Source organism: Pelosinus fermentans JBW45 (genome assembly GCF_000271665.2).
Taxonomy (GTDB): domain Bacteria; phylum Bacillota; class Negativicutes; order DSM-13327; family DSM-13327; genus Pelosinus; species Pelosinus baikalensis.
On sequence record NZ_CP010978.1, the window covers coordinates 3,336,889 to 3,353,548 of the forward strand.

Genomic DNA, 16,660 nt, shown 5'->3' on the forward strand with positions numbered 1-16,660 from the left:
CATGTAGATATTAAATCAAAATATAGCATACAATGCTACTTATTGTAAATGCCCTTTAGCAAAGTTTCCTTCCGTAAATCGCCGCAGGCACATTTTCCTGTTACCGACAAATTCCGAATTGTATCTAAAATGATCCTACTAATCATCGGAGCATCATCATAAAAAATATCCTTTAAATCCTGATGCGACCATTCTTTGACCAATCCTTCACCATAATTGACTACAAAGTAAAGTCCTGCATAACATGCCCCAATTTCCCTTGCTAAATACACCTCTGGGCAGATACTCTGACCAATAATATCAGCATGCCCTTTCATCATCGCAACCTCTGCCGGACTTTCAAAGTGACGACCATCAGTATTTGCATAAATACCCCGAGTAAAAATACGACCGTCATAATGTTTGCGAGTAGCTTTCACTAACGTGCTGCGCACTTCAGCACACAATGCTTCTCTCATAATGAGTAGATATTTACCATCCAGCTCCACATCTTTACGTACGGATAGATCAAGATAATCATCTGGTATTACAAAATCACGAGGATCTAATAGGTGATTTGCAGTACCTACACCACCTTCGCTGATGATACGCTTTACACCCACCTTACGAAAGACCCAAAAGATTTGCCTTGAAGCATCCGCCCGACTCACCCCGCTGCGCCAACCGTGCATTTTGCACGTAAGCACTTGGCAATCATCCACGCTAAACAAGGAAAAGATAGGGCTAAGTCCATAGGGTGTAGCAAACTGTACATGATCATCAATCATTACTACACCCGGATCACTGCTTCCTAAAGGAAAATTACTCGATAAGGTTCCTGAGCCGCCAATTACCGCATAGTCTGCCTGTATATCCACACTAACCATCCTTACTATGTATTGACCTTTTAAAAAATTATCAATACATATCAATTTTTATTATTACGTTAAAATACTCTTACTCAAAGGTTCGTATTATATTATACTGTGTATCACGCTGCGCTGGTTGTTTGCCAGTTTCGCCAATGAGAGCTACCATCTTTTCAATTGACATTTGAAAAGATGTTCCGGCAGCCTTGACCACATTTTCTTCCAGCATAATACTGCCCAAATCATTAGCACCAAAAGCTAATGTCAATTGCCCAATATTCTGCCCTTGGGTTACCCAGGAACCTTGAATGTGTTTGATATTGTGGAAATACAATCTAGCTACAGACAGTGTCTTTAAATAGTCCCAAGTAGATACTTTTTCCCCACCCAGCTCTGTATTGCCAGGTTGATAGGACCAAATAATAAAAGCGCGAAAGCCTCCTGTTTTCTCCTGCAGATTCCTTATCTTTTCCATGTGTTCCATACGCTGGGCATAGGATTCTCCCATACCAATCACCATCGTCGCTGTTGTTTCAAGCCCTACCTTGTGGGCAGCTTCCATAACCGCCAACCAATCTCCAGCGCTAATTTTTTTAGGACTGACTCTTTGCCGCACCTCATCCACCAAGATCTCAGCACCGCCGCCTGGCAACGAGTCTAAACCCGCCGCTTTTAGCGCTTCTAATATTTCAATTACCGATCGCCCTTCTTTTTTTGCAATATGAACAATTTCTGCAGGGGAAAAAGAGTGAATGGCAATATTAAAATTCTTTTTGATATAGGTAAGTAATTCAACATAATAATCCAAGCCCAAGGCTGGATTTAGACCACCTTGGAGCATGACCTGCGTACCACCTGCTTCAATGGTTTCTTTCAACTTATCAAAGATAGTAGCTTGAGATAGGGTATAGCCATCGGGATGTCCTTGCCTGCGATAAAAAGCGCAAAATCGGCATTCACTTGTACAGATATTTGTATAGTTGATGTTACGATCAATAATAAAGGTAACTACATTTCCCGGATGCATCCTCTGCCGCATTTCATTTGCTGCCTGTCCCAGTTCTAAAATATCTCCAGTAGATAACATCTCTACAGCTTGATTCGTTGCTAGTATCCTACTCATTTTACCACCTTTGCAAACTCAATCTCTGTTATGTTAGGACTTAACCCTAAATCATGAGCCATTCTATAATATGTCAATAAAGCCTGTTCATGAGCAGGGCTAAATTGATAGTTGAGCAAGCCAATATAATGAACAATTTGTGCCGCTGTTAAAGAGAACGTATCTTGCAAGGTATGAGCAGCATCCGCTATATGAGTTAGACCATATTGAAATCCTCCAGTCACTTTCTCATATACCATTTGTACATAGTCCTTATTTAGATCAGCAAACTTACGATTGACTACCCATACCGCATATACCATAGGAAGTCCGGTGAGGTTTTTCCACTCCCCTCCCAGATCATAATAATAGTAGCCATTCAATTGATGATGATAAGCCATAAGAGCATCATCACCAATAAATAATACTGCCTCTGCATCATCTAATACCCCTTCGTCAAGAGACAAGGGGCTGACAAAATATTCCGGGGAAGCTTGATATGCATGATGCATAATGATTTTTAACAATCCATGAGAAGTCGCTGATTTGGATGTCAGTGCAATACGAGCCTGCTTTAACTGCTCAATGGGATGTTTTGATACTAAGATAATACTTTCTAATGCTTTCTCTGCACTGATGGACACATTGGGAAGCACCACTAATTTCTCACTGTTTTGTGCATATATAATAGAAGATACAGGACTAATATTTAATTGTTCCGTAACTATTAGTTGATTAAGCTGGGCCGGAGTTGCTGAATAGATCGAAAGTTTTTCTCCAAAGCCGCCGTGAGATAACCCATAGTGCAGTGGCAAACAGTTAATAAATTTGATATTTCCTAAGCTTTGATTATCCATATGATTTCACTCCACTTGAGATTTTCAGTGGGCGGTAAAAAGTATCTCTTTCTACTGCAAGGTAACCTGTCTCTTCAACAAAACTGATAATCTCTTTTTTCGTAATTCCTTTTTTTGTAGTAGCGCCAGCCGCATGAATGATCTTTTCTTCCACAACCGTTCCATCTAGGTCATCTGCACCAAAAGTTAACGCCAGCTGGGCAATCGGCAGTGTCAGCATCATCCAGAATGCCTTTATATGATCAAAATTATCTAACACCAATCGTGCTAAAGAAATCATCTTCAAATCTTCCCATGAACTTACTCGCTGTAAGTTAGTGAATCCAGTATTGGCAGGATGAAAAGGAAATGCAATGAAGGCTTGAAATCTGCCTGTTCGATCCTGAATATCCCGCAATGTAATTAAATGCTGTATCCGCTGTTCGATTGTTTCGACATGACCATAGAGCATCGTAGCATTGGTAGGCAATCCTAGAGAATGAGCCGTTGTAATTACATCAATCCATTCAGCCGTCGTAGCTTTATTGGGACAGATAATCTTACGCACGCTATCATCTAGAATTTCCGCGCCGCCACCTGGCAGGGAATCTAAGCCTGCTGCTTTTAGTTGTTCTAATACTGCCGATATACCCAGTTGCGAGATGTTAGCAAAATGAACAATTTCCACAGGGGTAAAGGCTTTTAAATGCACTTTCGGTGCTGCCCTTTTCACTGCCGCAACAATATCCAAATAATAAGAAAATGGTTTATCGGGATGTAATGCACTTACCATGTGTATTTCACTAAGATCAGGTGTTTCTCTCATTGTCCGGCTTACAATTTCAATTACTTCCGATTTTTGCATTACATAGGCTTTCTGATCCTCTGCTTTACAGCCAAAAGCACATAACGGACAACCTGATACACATATATTGGTTAAGTTAATATGCCGATTCACATTATAATACACATGTTGACCGGACTTACGCTCTTTAACGATGCGCGCTAAGCCAGCCATCTTTAGGATATCATTGTGCTGATATAGTGCCAATGCCTCTGTAAAATTCAAGCGCTCACCGTTATCTATTTTTCTCGAGGCGATCTCGATGATATTCATTTTTTCCTGTCACCTCATTTATCGCATAAAGAAGACGTAACCATACAATCCACTTCATTGGTTTATGAAACTTATATATCTTCGCGATATTATAACCTTTTCCCTGCCCCAGAATGCAAAAAAAATAAGATTGCTCATAAGCAATCTATCAATGACGTAGTATTCCATTTTCGGCATGCTCATTTAATAGCTGACCCACAGTAACAATTTCATAACCTTCTGCTTTTATTTTGTCTAATAAGATAGGTAGAGCATCTGCAGTCTGTACCGGAGTGTCAGATGCATGCATAAGAATAATTCCTCCGGGTTTTAAACGTTTCATTACCCTTTCTATAATAACATCTCTACCAGGGTTTTTCCAATCCAACGAGTCTATATTCCAAATAATGGTTTTGTAGCCCAGATCATCTGTAGCCTTTAGTGACTGCTGATTATAATGACCGTTTGGAGGTCGAATCAGGGTAGCATCCACCCCTGTCACTTCTTTAATTAATTTATGTGACTTTTCAATATCCTCTGTTACCCATTCTCTCGTCCGATCCCCATAATTCTCATGACGATACCCATGGCTGGCAATCTCATGCCCATCCGTTACCATACGCTTTGCCACATCTGGATATTTTTGAGCCCATGGCCCCATGATGAAGAAGGTCGCCTTCTGATTATGCTGCTTTAAGGTATCCAATATGGACGGTGTAAATTTATTACCCCAAGAATGATCAAAGGTTAACGCTACAACCTTTCGTTCTGTTCGCGTACCAGCAATTGCTATTGGTCCACCAGAAATCAATTCTGCCACTTGTACATAAACAGCACCAATGGCAAAGAGCCCCACCATGCCATAAAATAAATGCCGATGATGAAATAATCGCCGCAAATTGAGAACCATAATTTTCCCCCTCCCACCCCATACAATAGTATGTATGCATACAAACTGAAAATTATGAAGAGAAAAATGAAAAATGCCAGCTCATTCCAGAGCTTTTTTATTCTCATAAAAACTAGTTCAATAAGTTCTTCCGATGAACAGCTGAAAGCTCTAGCGCAAACTGGAATTCAAACAACTGAAACGTAATGCGTAAACCTCATACAAATTGCAATTTTCTCTGCATAATTGTATTTATCGTAGGCAAAAATATTTTTGTAAGAATATCAAAAGGAGCGGTTCTAATGAGACACCTAATCCATTGTCACTGCGCAAAATCCGCTATATTTATCTTATTGGCAATGTTGTTAATGGCATATTTAGTAAATAGTTTCTATGGATCATCCACTTACCTCACTCTCTATTAATAATGGTATAAATAACTTAAATTGTGGGCATTATATTTCTGGAAGTGCACATTCCACCAACTAGAGTGACTGTTAAAAAACAGAGCTCTGGTTTTTTTATTTTTCCCCCTCATGCTCTAATAACAATTGATTAACCGCTTAATCACCTTTATTTACCGTAGATCATATTATGTATAGAAGATATTTCGATAGGTAAATTAGGAGGTGATACTACAAAATGGATCATAATTGGGAAGACCCCGAAATTGAAGATTGGGAAGACGATTACAGGGAAGAAGATGATCGACAATTTGTTGGAGTTGGTGTTGGCTTTGTCTGCTCTCCTCGTCGCTTCTGCTTCCCTAGGCAGTTTTGTTTCCCTAGGCAGTTTTGTTTCCCTAGGCAGTTTTGCTTCCCTAGACAGTTTTGTTTCCCTAGGCAGTTTTGCTTCCCTAGACAGTTTTGCTTCCCTAGACAGTTTTGTTCCCCTAGACAATGCTCTCCTACTTTCCCCTGTTTTCCACGCCGTTAACTTCCATTGTTGCAAGGTTTCAGAGAAAAAGCTATCGGGCTTTTTCTTTTTGTCTATCTAGCTGCCTTGCAAACAATATCCTTCGTATCACCATCAATGTGAAGAGCAGGTATACAGCAGCATAAGGAAACAACGCTCTCTACCCTTGCTAAAATGTGTGACATTCCACATGAGTTAGCAAGATTGAAGGATATAAAAAAGAAAAGGAGGATTCAAAACAAAAAAAGAAGCTCAGCTAGCAGCAGCTGAGTTTCAAAAAGAATTATCTGACGATACATATGTTGACGAAAGCAATATCGTATTTGAGGACTTCGCTCAAGAGTGGCTTGACCTCTATCAAGAAAGCGTCAAAATAGTAGAAGATATTGAGCAAAAAAATGTAGTGCCTAAGTATCTGGAAAAAGAAGAGCTTGCCCTATTTCTTAAGACTGCTCGTGAGAAAGGCATAGAGGACGATTACGAGTTTTTTTTAACACTTGCTTATACTGGTCTTAGGGCAGGTGAATTATGCGCCTTAAAGAAGACAGACCAAGATACTAAGCTAAATGCAATTATTGCTACAAAGACCTATTACAATCTGAGGAATTCCATTACAACGTATGAATTACACCAAAAACAGAGGCATCGATACAATTATTGAAGTTGATCCTATTGTTATAAAGGCTCTAGAAAAGGTAATAATCACAAGGGACATGAAAAAAGAGGTCGCACAAAAGTTTACTCAACTCTCGCGAGACCTCTAAAAAATTCTTTTTTATGTTACCAAAATGTTACCATTTAGGGGTAGGTAGCGTTCAAACCCGTTCCTGCAAAGGGGTTTGAGGCTGATATTACATCATGCCGCCCATACCGCCCATGCCACCCATACCGCCCATGCCGCCCATAGCAGCAGCACCAGCACCACCGTCTTTTTCTGGTTTATCAGCTACTAATGTTTCAGTAGTCAATACCATTGCGGCGATACTAGCAGCATTTTGCAATGCAGAACGAGTAACTTTTGCTGGATCAACAATACCTGCAGCAATCATGTCAACATACTCTTCAGTTAATGCATTGAAGCCCATGCCTTTACCGGCTTTTTTCACGCCTGCAACAACGATGGAACCTTCAAGGCCTGCATTGTTAGCAATCTGGCGTACAGGCTCTTCAATTGCACGTTTTACAATTTCAACACCTGTCTTTTCGTCACCAATTGTTTCAATGGCATCAAGAGCTGATAAGATATCGATGAAAGTAGTACCACCACCTGCGACAATACCTTCTTCAACAGCAGCACGAGTTGCATTCAAAGCATCTTCAATACGATATTTCTTTTCTTTCAGTTCTACTTCTGTTGCAGCACCTACTTGAATTACAGCCACACCGCCAGATAATTTAGCAAGACGTTCTTGAAGTTTTTCTTTATCAAAATCAGAAGTGCTATCTTCGATTTGTGTTTTGATTTGGCTAACGCGAGCTTTGATTAGAGTTACATCACCAGCGCCATCAATAATAGTAGTTTCTTCTTTGGAAACACGTACTTGACGAGCACGTCCAAGATCAACAAGTTCTACAGTGTCAAGTTTGCGACCAATTTCTTCTGTAACAACAGTACCGCCAGTTAAAGCAGCAATGTCTTCTAGCATTGCTTTACGACGATCACCAAAACCAGGAGCTTTTACAGCTACAGCTTTAAAAGTACCGCGTAATTTATTCACAACCAAAGTTGCTAATGCTTCGCCTTCGATATCTTCAGCAAGGATCAAAAGTTCACGACCTTGTTGCACCACTTTTTCCAATGTAGGAAGTAAATCTGCAATGGCACCAATTTTACGGTCAGTGATCAAAATGTAAGGATCGTTTAAAATCGCTTCCATTTTGTCAGTATCCGTTACCATGTATGGGGAAATGTAGCCACGGTCAAATTGCATACCTTCTACTACATCAAGACTAGTTCCCATACCTTTGGATTCTTCAACGGTGATAACACCGTCTTTACCCACTTTTTCCATAGCCTCAGCAATCAAATTACCGATTTCTTCGTCAGCTGCGGAAATCGAAGCAACTTGTGCAATCGCATCTTTTGTTTCCACTTTCTTAGCAGATTTTTTAATTTCTTCTACTAAAGTTTTCACTGCTTTTTCGATACCTTTTTTAATGATCATAGGGTTTGCGCCTGCTGCTACATTGCGCATACCTTCACGAATCATAGCTTGTGCAAGTAAAGTTGCAGTAGTAGTACCATCACCAGCCACATCATTGGTTTTGGTAGCAACTTCTTTAACAAGCTGAGCACCCATATTTTCAAACGGATCTTCCAGATCAATGTCACGAGCAATCGTTACACCATCATTTGTAACAGTAGGAGCACCGAATTTTTTATCCAGAACAACATTACGACCCTTAGGTCCAAGTGTTACTTTTACTGCATTTGCAAGTGCATTTACGCCTCTTTCTAATGCGCGACGTGCGTCTTCATCAAATAAAATTTGCTTTGCCATTATATGTAAACCTCCCAAATATTTTTATTATTGTACAACTGCTAAAATATCTCTTTCACTTACAATCAGATATTCTTGCCCTTCATATTTCACTTCAGTACCTGCATACTTGGAGAATATAATTTTATCGCCAACTTTTACATCAAGAGCTACGCGTTGACCATTTTCCAATACTTTGCCGGTACCGACCTCGATAATTTCACCTTCTTGTGGCTTTTCCTTAGCAGTATCAGGTAGTACGATACCACTTTTTGTTTTCATCTCGCCTTCTAAAACCTTAATGACGACTCTGTCACCCAATGGCTTAATCATTGAAATTTCCTCCTCCACGATATGTAATGATATTAATTTTGTTAGCACTCATTGTTAGCGAGTGCTAATCACATAATTTATGATATAAAATTCAGCAAGAAAAAGCAAGTGTTTAATAGGAAAAATCCATATTTTTTTCAAAAAATCTTTAGACTCACTTCTCATTGCGTATATTACACGCAAAAAATAAATGGTCCTTTTTGCTGCTTATAAGTAGAAAAGTGCCTAATTAGGCACTTTAGGCAGGTTATGTTCTTTTCGTTGCTGCTTCTACAATGGATTCAGCAACATCTTTAATCGATTTGCGTTTACTCATACTATATTGTTGAATGCGACGATAGGCTTCTGTTTCGCTAAGATTGTAAGCATCCATCAAAATTCCTTTCGCACGGTCAAGAATTTTTCGTGTCTCTAAGGATTGTTTCACATTCTCGAGTTCTTGTTCTAACTCAGCAAACTCTTGAAAACGAGACAAAGCGATCTCGATAGCAGGAAATAAATTCACTTCTTTTACAGGCTTCACTAAATAAGCCAGTACACCTGAATCCTTCGCTTTCTCCACAATATCCTTTTGACTAAATGCTGTTAACAATAAAACAGGAGCAAGCTTCTCATTGGAAATTATCTTTGCTGCTGTAATACCATCCATCTCAGGCATCTTAATATCCATAATAACCAAATCAGGCCGATATTGACGAACTAAATCAACAGCCCTCGATCCGTCAGAGGCTTCTGCCACGACCGTATGTCCTGCCTCTTCCAAAAGCTCTTTTAAATCCATCCGAATAATTGATTCATTATCAGCTATAACAATCCGCAATGATTCCATTCTAAACTCCTCCTTTCGCCTTACGGGGAATGGTAATACAAGCATGAGTACCATTATCCGTGTATAATGCAAAACTACCGCCAACATCGCTCTCAATCAGTGTTCGTACAATTTGCAATCCCAAACTGTTGGATAATTGGGGATTAAAGCTCGGTGGCATGCCAATGCCATTATCATAGATTTCGATTTTATATTCATCTTCCAGGGTACTAATGTCAACCCCAATGATGCCTTCATGCCGACCTACAAAACCATGTTCGATGGAGTTTTGGATCAGCTCATTAATAACCAGAGCTAAACTACTAGCCTGCTCCGAGGGAAATACCACTGTCTCACCATTAAAAATAGTTTGTAAATTAAAGTCTGGTTCCAGCATATTTTGAATAACTAGGTCGAGAATATTTCTAGCCACTTCTGCTACATCGATAAATTCTGCATCCTGTTGTGATAAAAATTCATGAACAACAGAAATACTAGAAATTCGATTCACACTCTCCCGTAGAGCAGCTTTTACTTCCTGGGATTTCGTACGCCTTGACTGCAGCCGCAGTAAACTGGCAATGGTCTGTAAATTATTTTTCACCCGATGGTGTATTTCTTGAATGACTGCTGATTTTATTAATAGTTCTTTTTCTTTCTTTTTTACCTCGGTAACATCTGTTAAAATTACAACCGTACAGGCTGTAACTTGATTTACAACTATGGGAATTGCCCTTTGTACCAATACCATATTGCCTGCTGACAATTCTGCCTCACAAGGCTCTTGAATGGTCATAGCCTTTTGGGCTAACCCCATATTGGCCTGGCGCTCATAAATGCGCCGACCGACAATATTACCTACAGCTAATACCTTATATATACTATCAGCAGTTGAATTAGCAAAAATGATTTTACCATGCTCATTTACAATGAGAATACCATCACTGGCAGACAAGGAACGATATTGCTTGCTGCTGCTTGGTATTTTCACCGTCGATAAAAGAAGTTGTGCGGTTTCAACCAAGAGTTGATGCCCATGTACGTGAGCTTCTTCCATGCTAGATTCAAAACTGACAGCAGCAATTACATTACCGCTAGCATCTCGCACCGGGTAGACCTGCATTTCCATCCACATACCCAGAGCCCATTCCCGTTGCCCATGAATCGCTTCTCCCATGGAGATACTTCGCCATATAAGCGGCTCCTCTAAGGCATAGACAGTTGTCCCCAATAAGCTGGGCTTATGCTGCACATAGCTGGTATTGGGTTTTATTTGCGCTGCAATAACCAAAAAGTTCTCCATACGCGCTTTCGTATATAAGGTAACTTGGGCGTGCGCCAAGTCACTTGCTAATCCCAATACGGTGCAAATTGTATCTAGCACTGCAATTTGCGCTGGGGCTAATGTAGTTACTTTTCGACAAATATCTCCAGCCACTCCCATTTGTACCTCCAACTATTACTTAAAAATAATTGCGAATACCTGCTCTATTACTTTGTTTATACTTATTCCACTTATTATATAAAAATTCCTTGTCGTGGAATTTTCAAACTTTTATTTTACATTTTACTCCATATGTTAAGTCACTATTTCCCTTGCGCCTAATTTCAAAGAAGGTTTTGCATTCAAATGCAAATCGGCATAATCGCCTATTTGATGCTGATAATAGGCTCTGCAAGCAATCATGGCAGCATTGTCAGTACACAATATAGGATCTGGATAGTAGAAGGATATCCCTGCCTGTTGGCATTCATACCCTACTTTAGCTTTAAGACCACTATTGGCAGCTACACCTCCAGCAAGAACAATCTGCCCTACACCACAGACAGCCGCAGCTTGAAGACTTTTACTAACCAGCACATCAATTACAGCTGCCTGAAAACTAGCCGCTACATCTGCTGTATTTATTTCTTCTTGTTTTTGCGCTGCACTATTTAAATAGTTTAACACTGCCGATTTTAACCCGCTAAAGCTAAATTCAAAGCTATTTTTTCCTGATAGCGCACGAGGAAAAGCAATGGCTTCCGGATTACCTTTAGCAGCCAAAGCATCAATATAAGGACCTCCAGGGTAAGGCAGTTTCATCACCCTTGCGACTTTATCAAAAGCTTCCCCTGCCGCGTCATCCCGCGTCTGGCCTAATAATGTAAATTCATTATACCCCTTCACATGTACTAAGGAAGTATGCCCCCCCGATACTACTAAAGCCATGAACGGCGGCTCTAATTTCGGGTGAGCCAAAAAATTGGCAAAAATATGTCCCTCTAAATGATTCACGCCAACGAGAGGTATCCCTGCAGCAAAAGATAAGGCTTTTGCTACTGATACACCAACTAGTAATGCTCCCACCAGACCTGGTCCATAGGTAACTCCAATCGCTGAAATATCAGTTAATGCTATCCCAGCCTCTTTTAGTGCTTGATCGATCACTGGGAGTACATTTTCAATATGTTTACGAGAAGCAATCTCAGGCACAACTCCACCATATTTTTGGTGTACTGGAATCTGGGAAGAAATAATATTCGATAAAACAATGCGTCCATCAGCCACTACTGCTGCAGATGTTTCATCACAACTGGTTTCTAGAGCCAGTGTTAAACAGGGTTTTCTGGTTTCTTGCTGCGTATTTTCCAAAACAAAGGCCTCCATCTTTCTATCATTCCAATCAATACAATAATAGTCACATTCTTACCCACTATGACATATTGTAAGTATCATCAATCACCCTATAAGCCACGAAAGTGGCTCTTTTTTTATCGAAATTTCCTTATAACTTCTCGCACCACATAATGAGTGCATCTTCTTTGGTATCCGTATAATAATTACGCCGTCTTCCTTGGGAAGTAAAACCAAATTTACTATATAGACCTTGAGCAACCGTATTAGAAGCTCGCACCTCCAAGGTCATTCTAACCGCTCCCCTATTCTTCGCATGTTCAAGAAGAGCGGACATTAATCTTTCGCCTAGTCTTTTCCCTCTATATGTAGGTAAAATCGCTACATTCGTAACATGTGCTTCATCTACAATGAGCCACATACCTGCATAGCCAATGATTTTACCAGCCTCTACCATCACCAGATAGTAGGACAATTCATTGTTCATTTCATTGACAAATCCCTCGCGAGACCAGGGAGTCGTAAAGGATTGCTGCTCTACTGCAAGAACACCATCAATATCAAGCGTATTCATACGCCGTACCATCATTACGGTCATTTGCCGACTCCATGACGACACTCCCACAAAACCTCAGCTTCTGAACGTCTAATATATAAAGGTTCTAAACCCATTACATCATGTCGCACTCCTTGTTTGATCAGTTTGTATCCTAAACCGGCAACACTACTGGCTCGCTGGATAACCACATGAGGTGCAGCAAGTATTAGATTTTTTCCAATCTGTTCTATTTTGTCACGATACATGACCGCAGATTCTCCCATTACTACTACAGGTCTTTCCTGCTGGCTCAAACTCTCTAAAGCAGCGGTAACCTCTGTCACAATCGCTGGCTGTATCTCTTTTAATTCTCCCTGATGCCATTCAAATAAGGCCTGATAGACATTTCCCTTTTGTGCATCCAGCATAGGAGCCAGAATCACTCCGGGAACCGGACAGCCGTAAGCCATGGCTGCCAGAGTGGGTACGCCAACCACAGGAATCTGTAAAGCATAGGCTAAGGTTTTAGCCGTAGATAAACCAATTCTAAGACCTGTAAACGAGCCAGGTCCAATACTGACAGCTACCCCCTTAAGATCCGCTTTAGCCACCTGAGCCATATCCAGTAGTTTAGCAATATGAGGCATTAATAATTCAGAATGTGTTTTTTTTGTTTGTAATGTAATCTCAGCCAATACGTTGTCCACAGTTGCTAAAGCAACACTGGACACCAATGTAGCTGTATCTATCGCAAGAATTGGCATGTCTGTTTCAGCTCCTCACAAAGTTGTTCATAAGTAGCTCCAAGTGCCCGTACCTGTAAGACTCTGTCCTCTACGCTACCTTCATTTTTCTCAAAGTTCGAACGTATCTCAATCCATAAATATTCATCAGGCAGCTCCTCAGGGAACTTGTCTGCCCACTCAATGATCGAAAGCCCATCCGCTTCCGTATATTCATAAAAACCAATATCAAATAATTCCCCAGCATTTTCTAATCGGTATAAATCAAAATGATATACAGGAAAACGCCCTTCATATACATTTAAAATGGTGAAAGTGGGACTATGTACGCTTTCTGCTATGCCCAATCCTTCTGCTAACCCCTGTACCAATAAGGTTTTTCCAGCCCCTAGATCTCCAACCAAACATACTACCTTCCCTGCAGATAGCACCTTAGCTAAACATTTGCCAAACGCAGATGTTTCCTCAGGGGAAGTTGTTTTAAATTCCAGCATACGAAAAAATTCCTCCTAATTACCTAGCCTACTGGCGAAAATGATTATATCCTTTAGGTTCTAGCAGTGACTCTGCTCCATCTTTATCCACCAATAGCACACCATGTCTTTCCTCAATCACTTCACCAATAACCGTCAGCTTAGTACCAAGATCAGCTTGGGATAACAGTGAAAATTGCTGCGGTGGAATCGTAAAGACCAATTGATAATCTTCACCACCATATAATGCGTACTCTAGACCATCTTTCCCCAAAGCACGGGCTGCAGCATATACTTCTGCCGACAAGGGAATCATCTCAGCATAGATTCGCATCCCTACATTACTCGCCCTGGCAATCTCATTGGCTTCACTTGCCAAACCATCACTAATATCATTCATACTTGTTGAACCAGAAGACGCAAGCATCGCTCCTGCTGTAACTTGCGGTCTTGGTGTTACATGTCTTGTCACTAAAGGCTGAAAGAATCCATGCTCCGTCCATTTTCCCTGCTGTAAGAGCTCTAATCCACATCCCGAGTCACCTAATGCACCCGTTACAACCACTAAATCTCCTACACCAGCTCCCGAACGCCGCTGGAGCTTCTTTGGATCTACTTCACCCATTGCCGTTACATTAATCACCAATCCATTGGGACTCGATACAGTATCCCCACCGACTATATTAACACCAAACTCATGGCAAATTTCTTTCATACCCTCATATAAGGATACAACAAAGTCTACAGACAAATAGCTAGGCAAAGCGATAGATATAACAACATGGGTTGGCTGTCCTCCCATTGCTGCAATATCACTTAGGTTTACTGCAATCGATTTATACCCTAACTGCCAGGCACTGGTAGTAGATAGATCAAAGTGGACCATCTCTACCAGCATATCCGTAGTAACCAATTGCAATTGATGAGGAGCTGGTATCAGAGCTGCTGCATCATCCCCAATTCCAATTACTACATTTTCCTTGTTATGAATCGTATTGACCTTTATCAGATCAATTAAAGCAAACTCTCCCAATTTTTTAATTTCCATCTTACACCTACCTAATCGCCAAACAGTATAAATGTATTAAAATTCTGTTTTACAAGTTTGAAATCCTGCATGTGCAACAATCTTATAAAAAATATTTTTTATTACCATTTGCCTTATTATTCACCGTATCGATCTGCTAAAATACATAAAAGCAGCAATCTAACTTTAGATTGCTGCTTTTAGAAGTATTATTTACTTTTTTTAATTATGTTCTCAGATCGGCTTAAAGGTTCTCCAATATCCATATGACCTGATATCGTATCAATCTTTTTACCCTCTACCAGAATTTGCACTTTTTGTATATCATGAAACTCGGTTAACGTATTGACAATGGCACCTACCAGCAATATTTCTAAGGCAGAACCACCCTTATTATTCTTCACTAAACTATCATTAAAATCAACATAGGCAATATGATCCTTGACCAAAATATTCCGCAACTTAGTTCCTGCCGGAAATACAGCGACTAAATCAGGGTTCTTGGTTCCTGCTATTAATAACTCCATGGCAGTTTGCGCTGGATGGCTATTCTTCGGAACCACATATTTCTCACCTATCAAATTCGCCGCATCTTTTGTTGCGAAATATACTATCATGGTCATCGTATCTTGTCCTGGATTGACCGTTTTGCCTGGCTCTATTCCTGTTTGGGAATTTTCATTTTGCACATTCGGCACTGTTGGCGACTGAGGAGCAGCCGTATCGCAGCCACCCAGCATTATGGACAGCATGAGCAACATGCTTACTAAAGCGATTCTTTTACCAAACATTATAAGCCACCTCCCTTTTTAGCGGCTTGAGCAAAAAAGTCATCCAATCCCTGCACAATCCCTTGCGCCAGTTTCTGCTGGAATTGTGGAGTACTCAACAATTTTTCTTCATCAGGATTAGAAATAAAACCTAACTCAGCCAAAACAGAAGGCATTTTGGTTTTTTTGATTACATAAAATCCTGCGGCATTAATTCCACGATCTTGCAGTCCCCCGGTTTTAACCAAGTTATCTTGAATACAATTTGCCAACAAGATATCATAATTACTCTTCTGATAATAATAAGTAGCTGTACCGCCTACGCTGGGACTGGTGAAGGCATTAATATGCAGGCTGACAAATACGTCTGCCTTATTGTTGTTTGCCCCCAAAGTTCTAGCATTTAATTCATCAACGGCACTAGCATTCGGTCCAAAGACATCTACATCTGTCTTTCTGGTCATTAATACTTTAGCGCCTGCCTTTTCTAGTAAAGCCTGTACCTTTTGTGCTACTGCCAAAGTCACAGTCTTTTCCTGCAATTTGTTGGGACCAATGGCGCCTGGATCACTGCCACCATGCCCAGGGTCAATAGCAATCACTTTATTCCTTAAACCAGCAGTAAAGTTATACTCAACCTTAGGTACGACTTGATTCACATCAATTACCACACGAAAGGTCTTATTATTAATTGCGTCACTTTTCAAAGTAAATACTTTGTAGTCACTATCCTCAATCATAGTAGATAAGTCCACTATAACTTGACTGTTGGTATTATCTTTTTTAATAAATCGAACCTTGTCCGCAATTTTGCCATCTAAATCTACTAAATTATTAACATTTCCCACTGCTGCACCATTAATATCAATAACTAACTGAGAGCCTTTTGTCCCATCCAGCTTGCTGCTGACTCTCACGGCATCCTTGGTATCAATTACTAAGCGTAATTTACTGGTCCCTTCCACAGCATCTTTATGTACTAGCCACCGAACATTGATTAACTGATTGTTACCAGAAAGTTTTGTCTGCGATAGCGCTGTTGCTTTCAGTGAAGTTATAGCTGCCGCTGGTTTAGCCCCTGGTCTATTATCATTTAACGCCGCCATACCAACCTGAGGCACCAAAAATAGCATCAAGAATAGCAGACTTAAGAAAGCAGAACGAAATCGACGCAATTTATAACAC

At 40.3% G+C, this 16,660-nt stretch carries 18 protein-coding genes; 1 reads left to right on the top strand and 17 read right to left on the bottom strand.

Features of this window, described 5'->3' with window-relative positions:
• Nucleotides 1-35: 35 nt before the first annotated feature.
• The 6 genes from JBW_RS14800 to JBW_RS25010 form a co-directional block, all read right to left on the bottom strand.
• Entirely contained in the window at nucleotides 36-857 is an 822-nt protein-coding gene (locus JBW_RS14800) for an MTAP family purine nucleoside phosphorylase (RefSeq protein ID WP_007957809.1), read from the bottom strand.
• 79 nt (nucleotides 858-936) lie between these two features.
• Nucleotides 937-1,971: a cyclic dehypoxanthinyl futalosine synthase gene (mqnC, locus tag JBW_RS14805; protein ID WP_007957811.1), complete on the bottom strand. Its 1,035-nt coding sequence runs from the start codon at nucleotides 1,969-1,971 to the stop codon at nucleotides 937-939.
• Nucleotides 1,968-2,807 carry a menaquinone biosynthetic enzyme MqnA/MqnD family protein gene (locus JBW_RS14810; RefSeq protein WP_007957813.1) on the bottom strand — a complete coding sequence of 280 codons (840 nt, stop codon included), beginning with the start codon at nucleotides 2,805-2,807 and terminating at the stop codon, nucleotides 1,968-1,970. The genes mqnC and JBW_RS14810 overlap by 4 nt, the downstream gene beginning before the upstream one ends.
• Nucleotides 2,800-3,903 (bottom strand): aminofutalosine synthase MqnE, encoded by a 1,104-nt coding sequence (gene mqnE / locus JBW_RS14815; RefSeq protein ID WP_007957815.1) that lies wholly within the window; start codon nucleotides 3,901-3,903, stop codon nucleotides 2,800-2,802. Before mqnE ends, JBW_RS14810 begins: the two co-directional genes overlap by 8 nt.
• Nucleotides 3,904-4,051: 148 nt before the next feature.
• Nucleotides 4,052-4,792: a polysaccharide deacetylase family sporulation protein PdaB gene (pdaB, locus tag JBW_RS14820; protein ID WP_007957817.1), complete on the bottom strand. Its 741-nt coding sequence runs from the start codon at nucleotides 4,790-4,792 to the stop codon at nucleotides 4,052-4,054.
• A gap of 552 nt (nucleotides 4,793-5,344) precedes the next feature.
• Entirely contained in the window at nucleotides 5,345-5,722 is a 378-nt protein-coding gene (locus JBW_RS25010; protein WP_158453461.1) for a hypothetical protein, read from the bottom strand.
• 367 nt (nucleotides 5,723-6,089) lie between these two features.
• Between JBW_RS25010 and JBW_RS25760 the strand changes: the two genes are divergently transcribed.
• Nucleotides 6,090-6,347: a tyrosine-type recombinase/integrase gene (locus JBW_RS25760; RefSeq protein ID WP_007957820.1), complete on the top strand. Its 258-nt coding sequence runs from the start codon at nucleotides 6,090-6,092 to the stop codon at nucleotides 6,345-6,347.
• A gap of 190 nt (nucleotides 6,348-6,537) precedes the next feature.
• On the opposite strand, the gene groL is transcribed toward JBW_RS25760, so the two are convergent.
• From groL to JBW_RS14885, 11 genes are all read right to left on the bottom strand, one after another.
• A complete protein-coding gene (gene groL / locus JBW_RS14835) occupies nucleotides 6,538-8,187 on the bottom strand; it encodes a chaperonin GroEL (RefSeq protein WP_007957821.1) in 1,650 nt (549 codons plus the stop codon).
• 27 nt (nucleotides 8,188-8,214) lie between these two features.
• Nucleotides 8,215-8,499: a co-chaperone GroES gene (gene groES / locus JBW_RS14840; RefSeq protein WP_007957822.1), complete on the bottom strand. Its 285-nt coding sequence runs from the start codon at nucleotides 8,497-8,499 to the stop codon at nucleotides 8,215-8,217.
• A gap of 247 nt (nucleotides 8,500-8,746) precedes the next feature.
• Nucleotides 8,747-9,328 (bottom strand): ANTAR domain-containing response regulator, encoded by a 582-nt coding sequence (locus JBW_RS14845; RefSeq protein WP_007932110.1) that lies wholly within the window; start codon nucleotides 9,326-9,328, stop codon nucleotides 8,747-8,749.
• A gap of 1 nt (nucleotide 9,329) precedes the next feature.
• Entirely contained in the window at nucleotides 9,330-10,751 is a 1,422-nt protein-coding gene (locus tag JBW_RS14850) for a histidine kinase N-terminal domain-containing protein (RefSeq protein WP_007957823.1), read from the bottom strand.
• A 135-nt stretch (nucleotides 10,752-10,886) separates the two neighbouring features.
• Complete coding sequence (tsaD, locus tag JBW_RS14855) at nucleotides 10,887-11,942, bottom strand: tRNA (adenosine(37)-N6)-threonylcarbamoyltransferase complex transferase subunit TsaD (RefSeq protein WP_007957825.1); 1,056 nt, start codon at nucleotides 11,940-11,942, stop codon at nucleotides 10,887-10,889.
• Between the two features lie 133 nt (nucleotides 11,943-12,075).
• A complete protein-coding gene (rimI, locus tag JBW_RS14860; RefSeq protein ID WP_007957827.1) occupies nucleotides 12,076-12,522 on the bottom strand; it encodes a ribosomal protein S18-alanine N-acetyltransferase in 447 nt (148 codons plus the stop codon).
• Complete coding sequence (gene tsaB, locus JBW_RS14865) at nucleotides 12,519-13,226, bottom strand: tRNA (adenosine(37)-N6)-threonylcarbamoyltransferase complex dimerization subunit type 1 TsaB (RefSeq protein WP_007957835.1); 708 nt, start codon at nucleotides 13,224-13,226, stop codon at nucleotides 12,519-12,521. Before tsaB ends, rimI begins: the two co-directional genes overlap by 4 nt.
• Nucleotides 13,208-13,699, bottom strand: a complete 492-nt coding sequence (tsaE, locus tag JBW_RS14870) for a tRNA (adenosine(37)-N6)-threonylcarbamoyltransferase complex ATPase subunit type 1 TsaE (RefSeq protein ID WP_007957837.1) — start codon at nucleotides 13,697-13,699, stop codon at nucleotides 13,208-13,210. The genes tsaB and tsaE overlap by 19 nt, the downstream gene beginning before the upstream one ends.
• A gap of 28 nt (nucleotides 13,700-13,727) precedes the next feature.
• Complete coding sequence (thiL, locus tag JBW_RS14875; protein WP_007957839.1) at nucleotides 13,728-14,726, bottom strand: thiamine-phosphate kinase; 999 nt, start codon at nucleotides 14,724-14,726, stop codon at nucleotides 13,728-13,730.
• A 188-nt stretch (nucleotides 14,727-14,914) separates the two neighbouring features.
• Nucleotides 14,915-15,496 (bottom strand): GerMN domain-containing protein, encoded by a 582-nt coding sequence (locus tag JBW_RS14880; RefSeq protein WP_007957840.1) that lies wholly within the window; start codon nucleotides 15,494-15,496, stop codon nucleotides 14,915-14,917.
• Nucleotides 15,496-16,650, bottom strand: coding sequence for an N-acetylmuramoyl-L-alanine amidase family protein (locus tag JBW_RS14885; RefSeq protein ID WP_007957842.1), 1,155 nt, complete (start codon nucleotides 16,648-16,650; stop codon nucleotides 15,496-15,498). Before JBW_RS14885 ends, JBW_RS14880 begins: the two co-directional genes overlap by 1 nt.
• Between the last annotated feature and the right edge of the window lie 10 nt (nucleotides 16,651-16,660).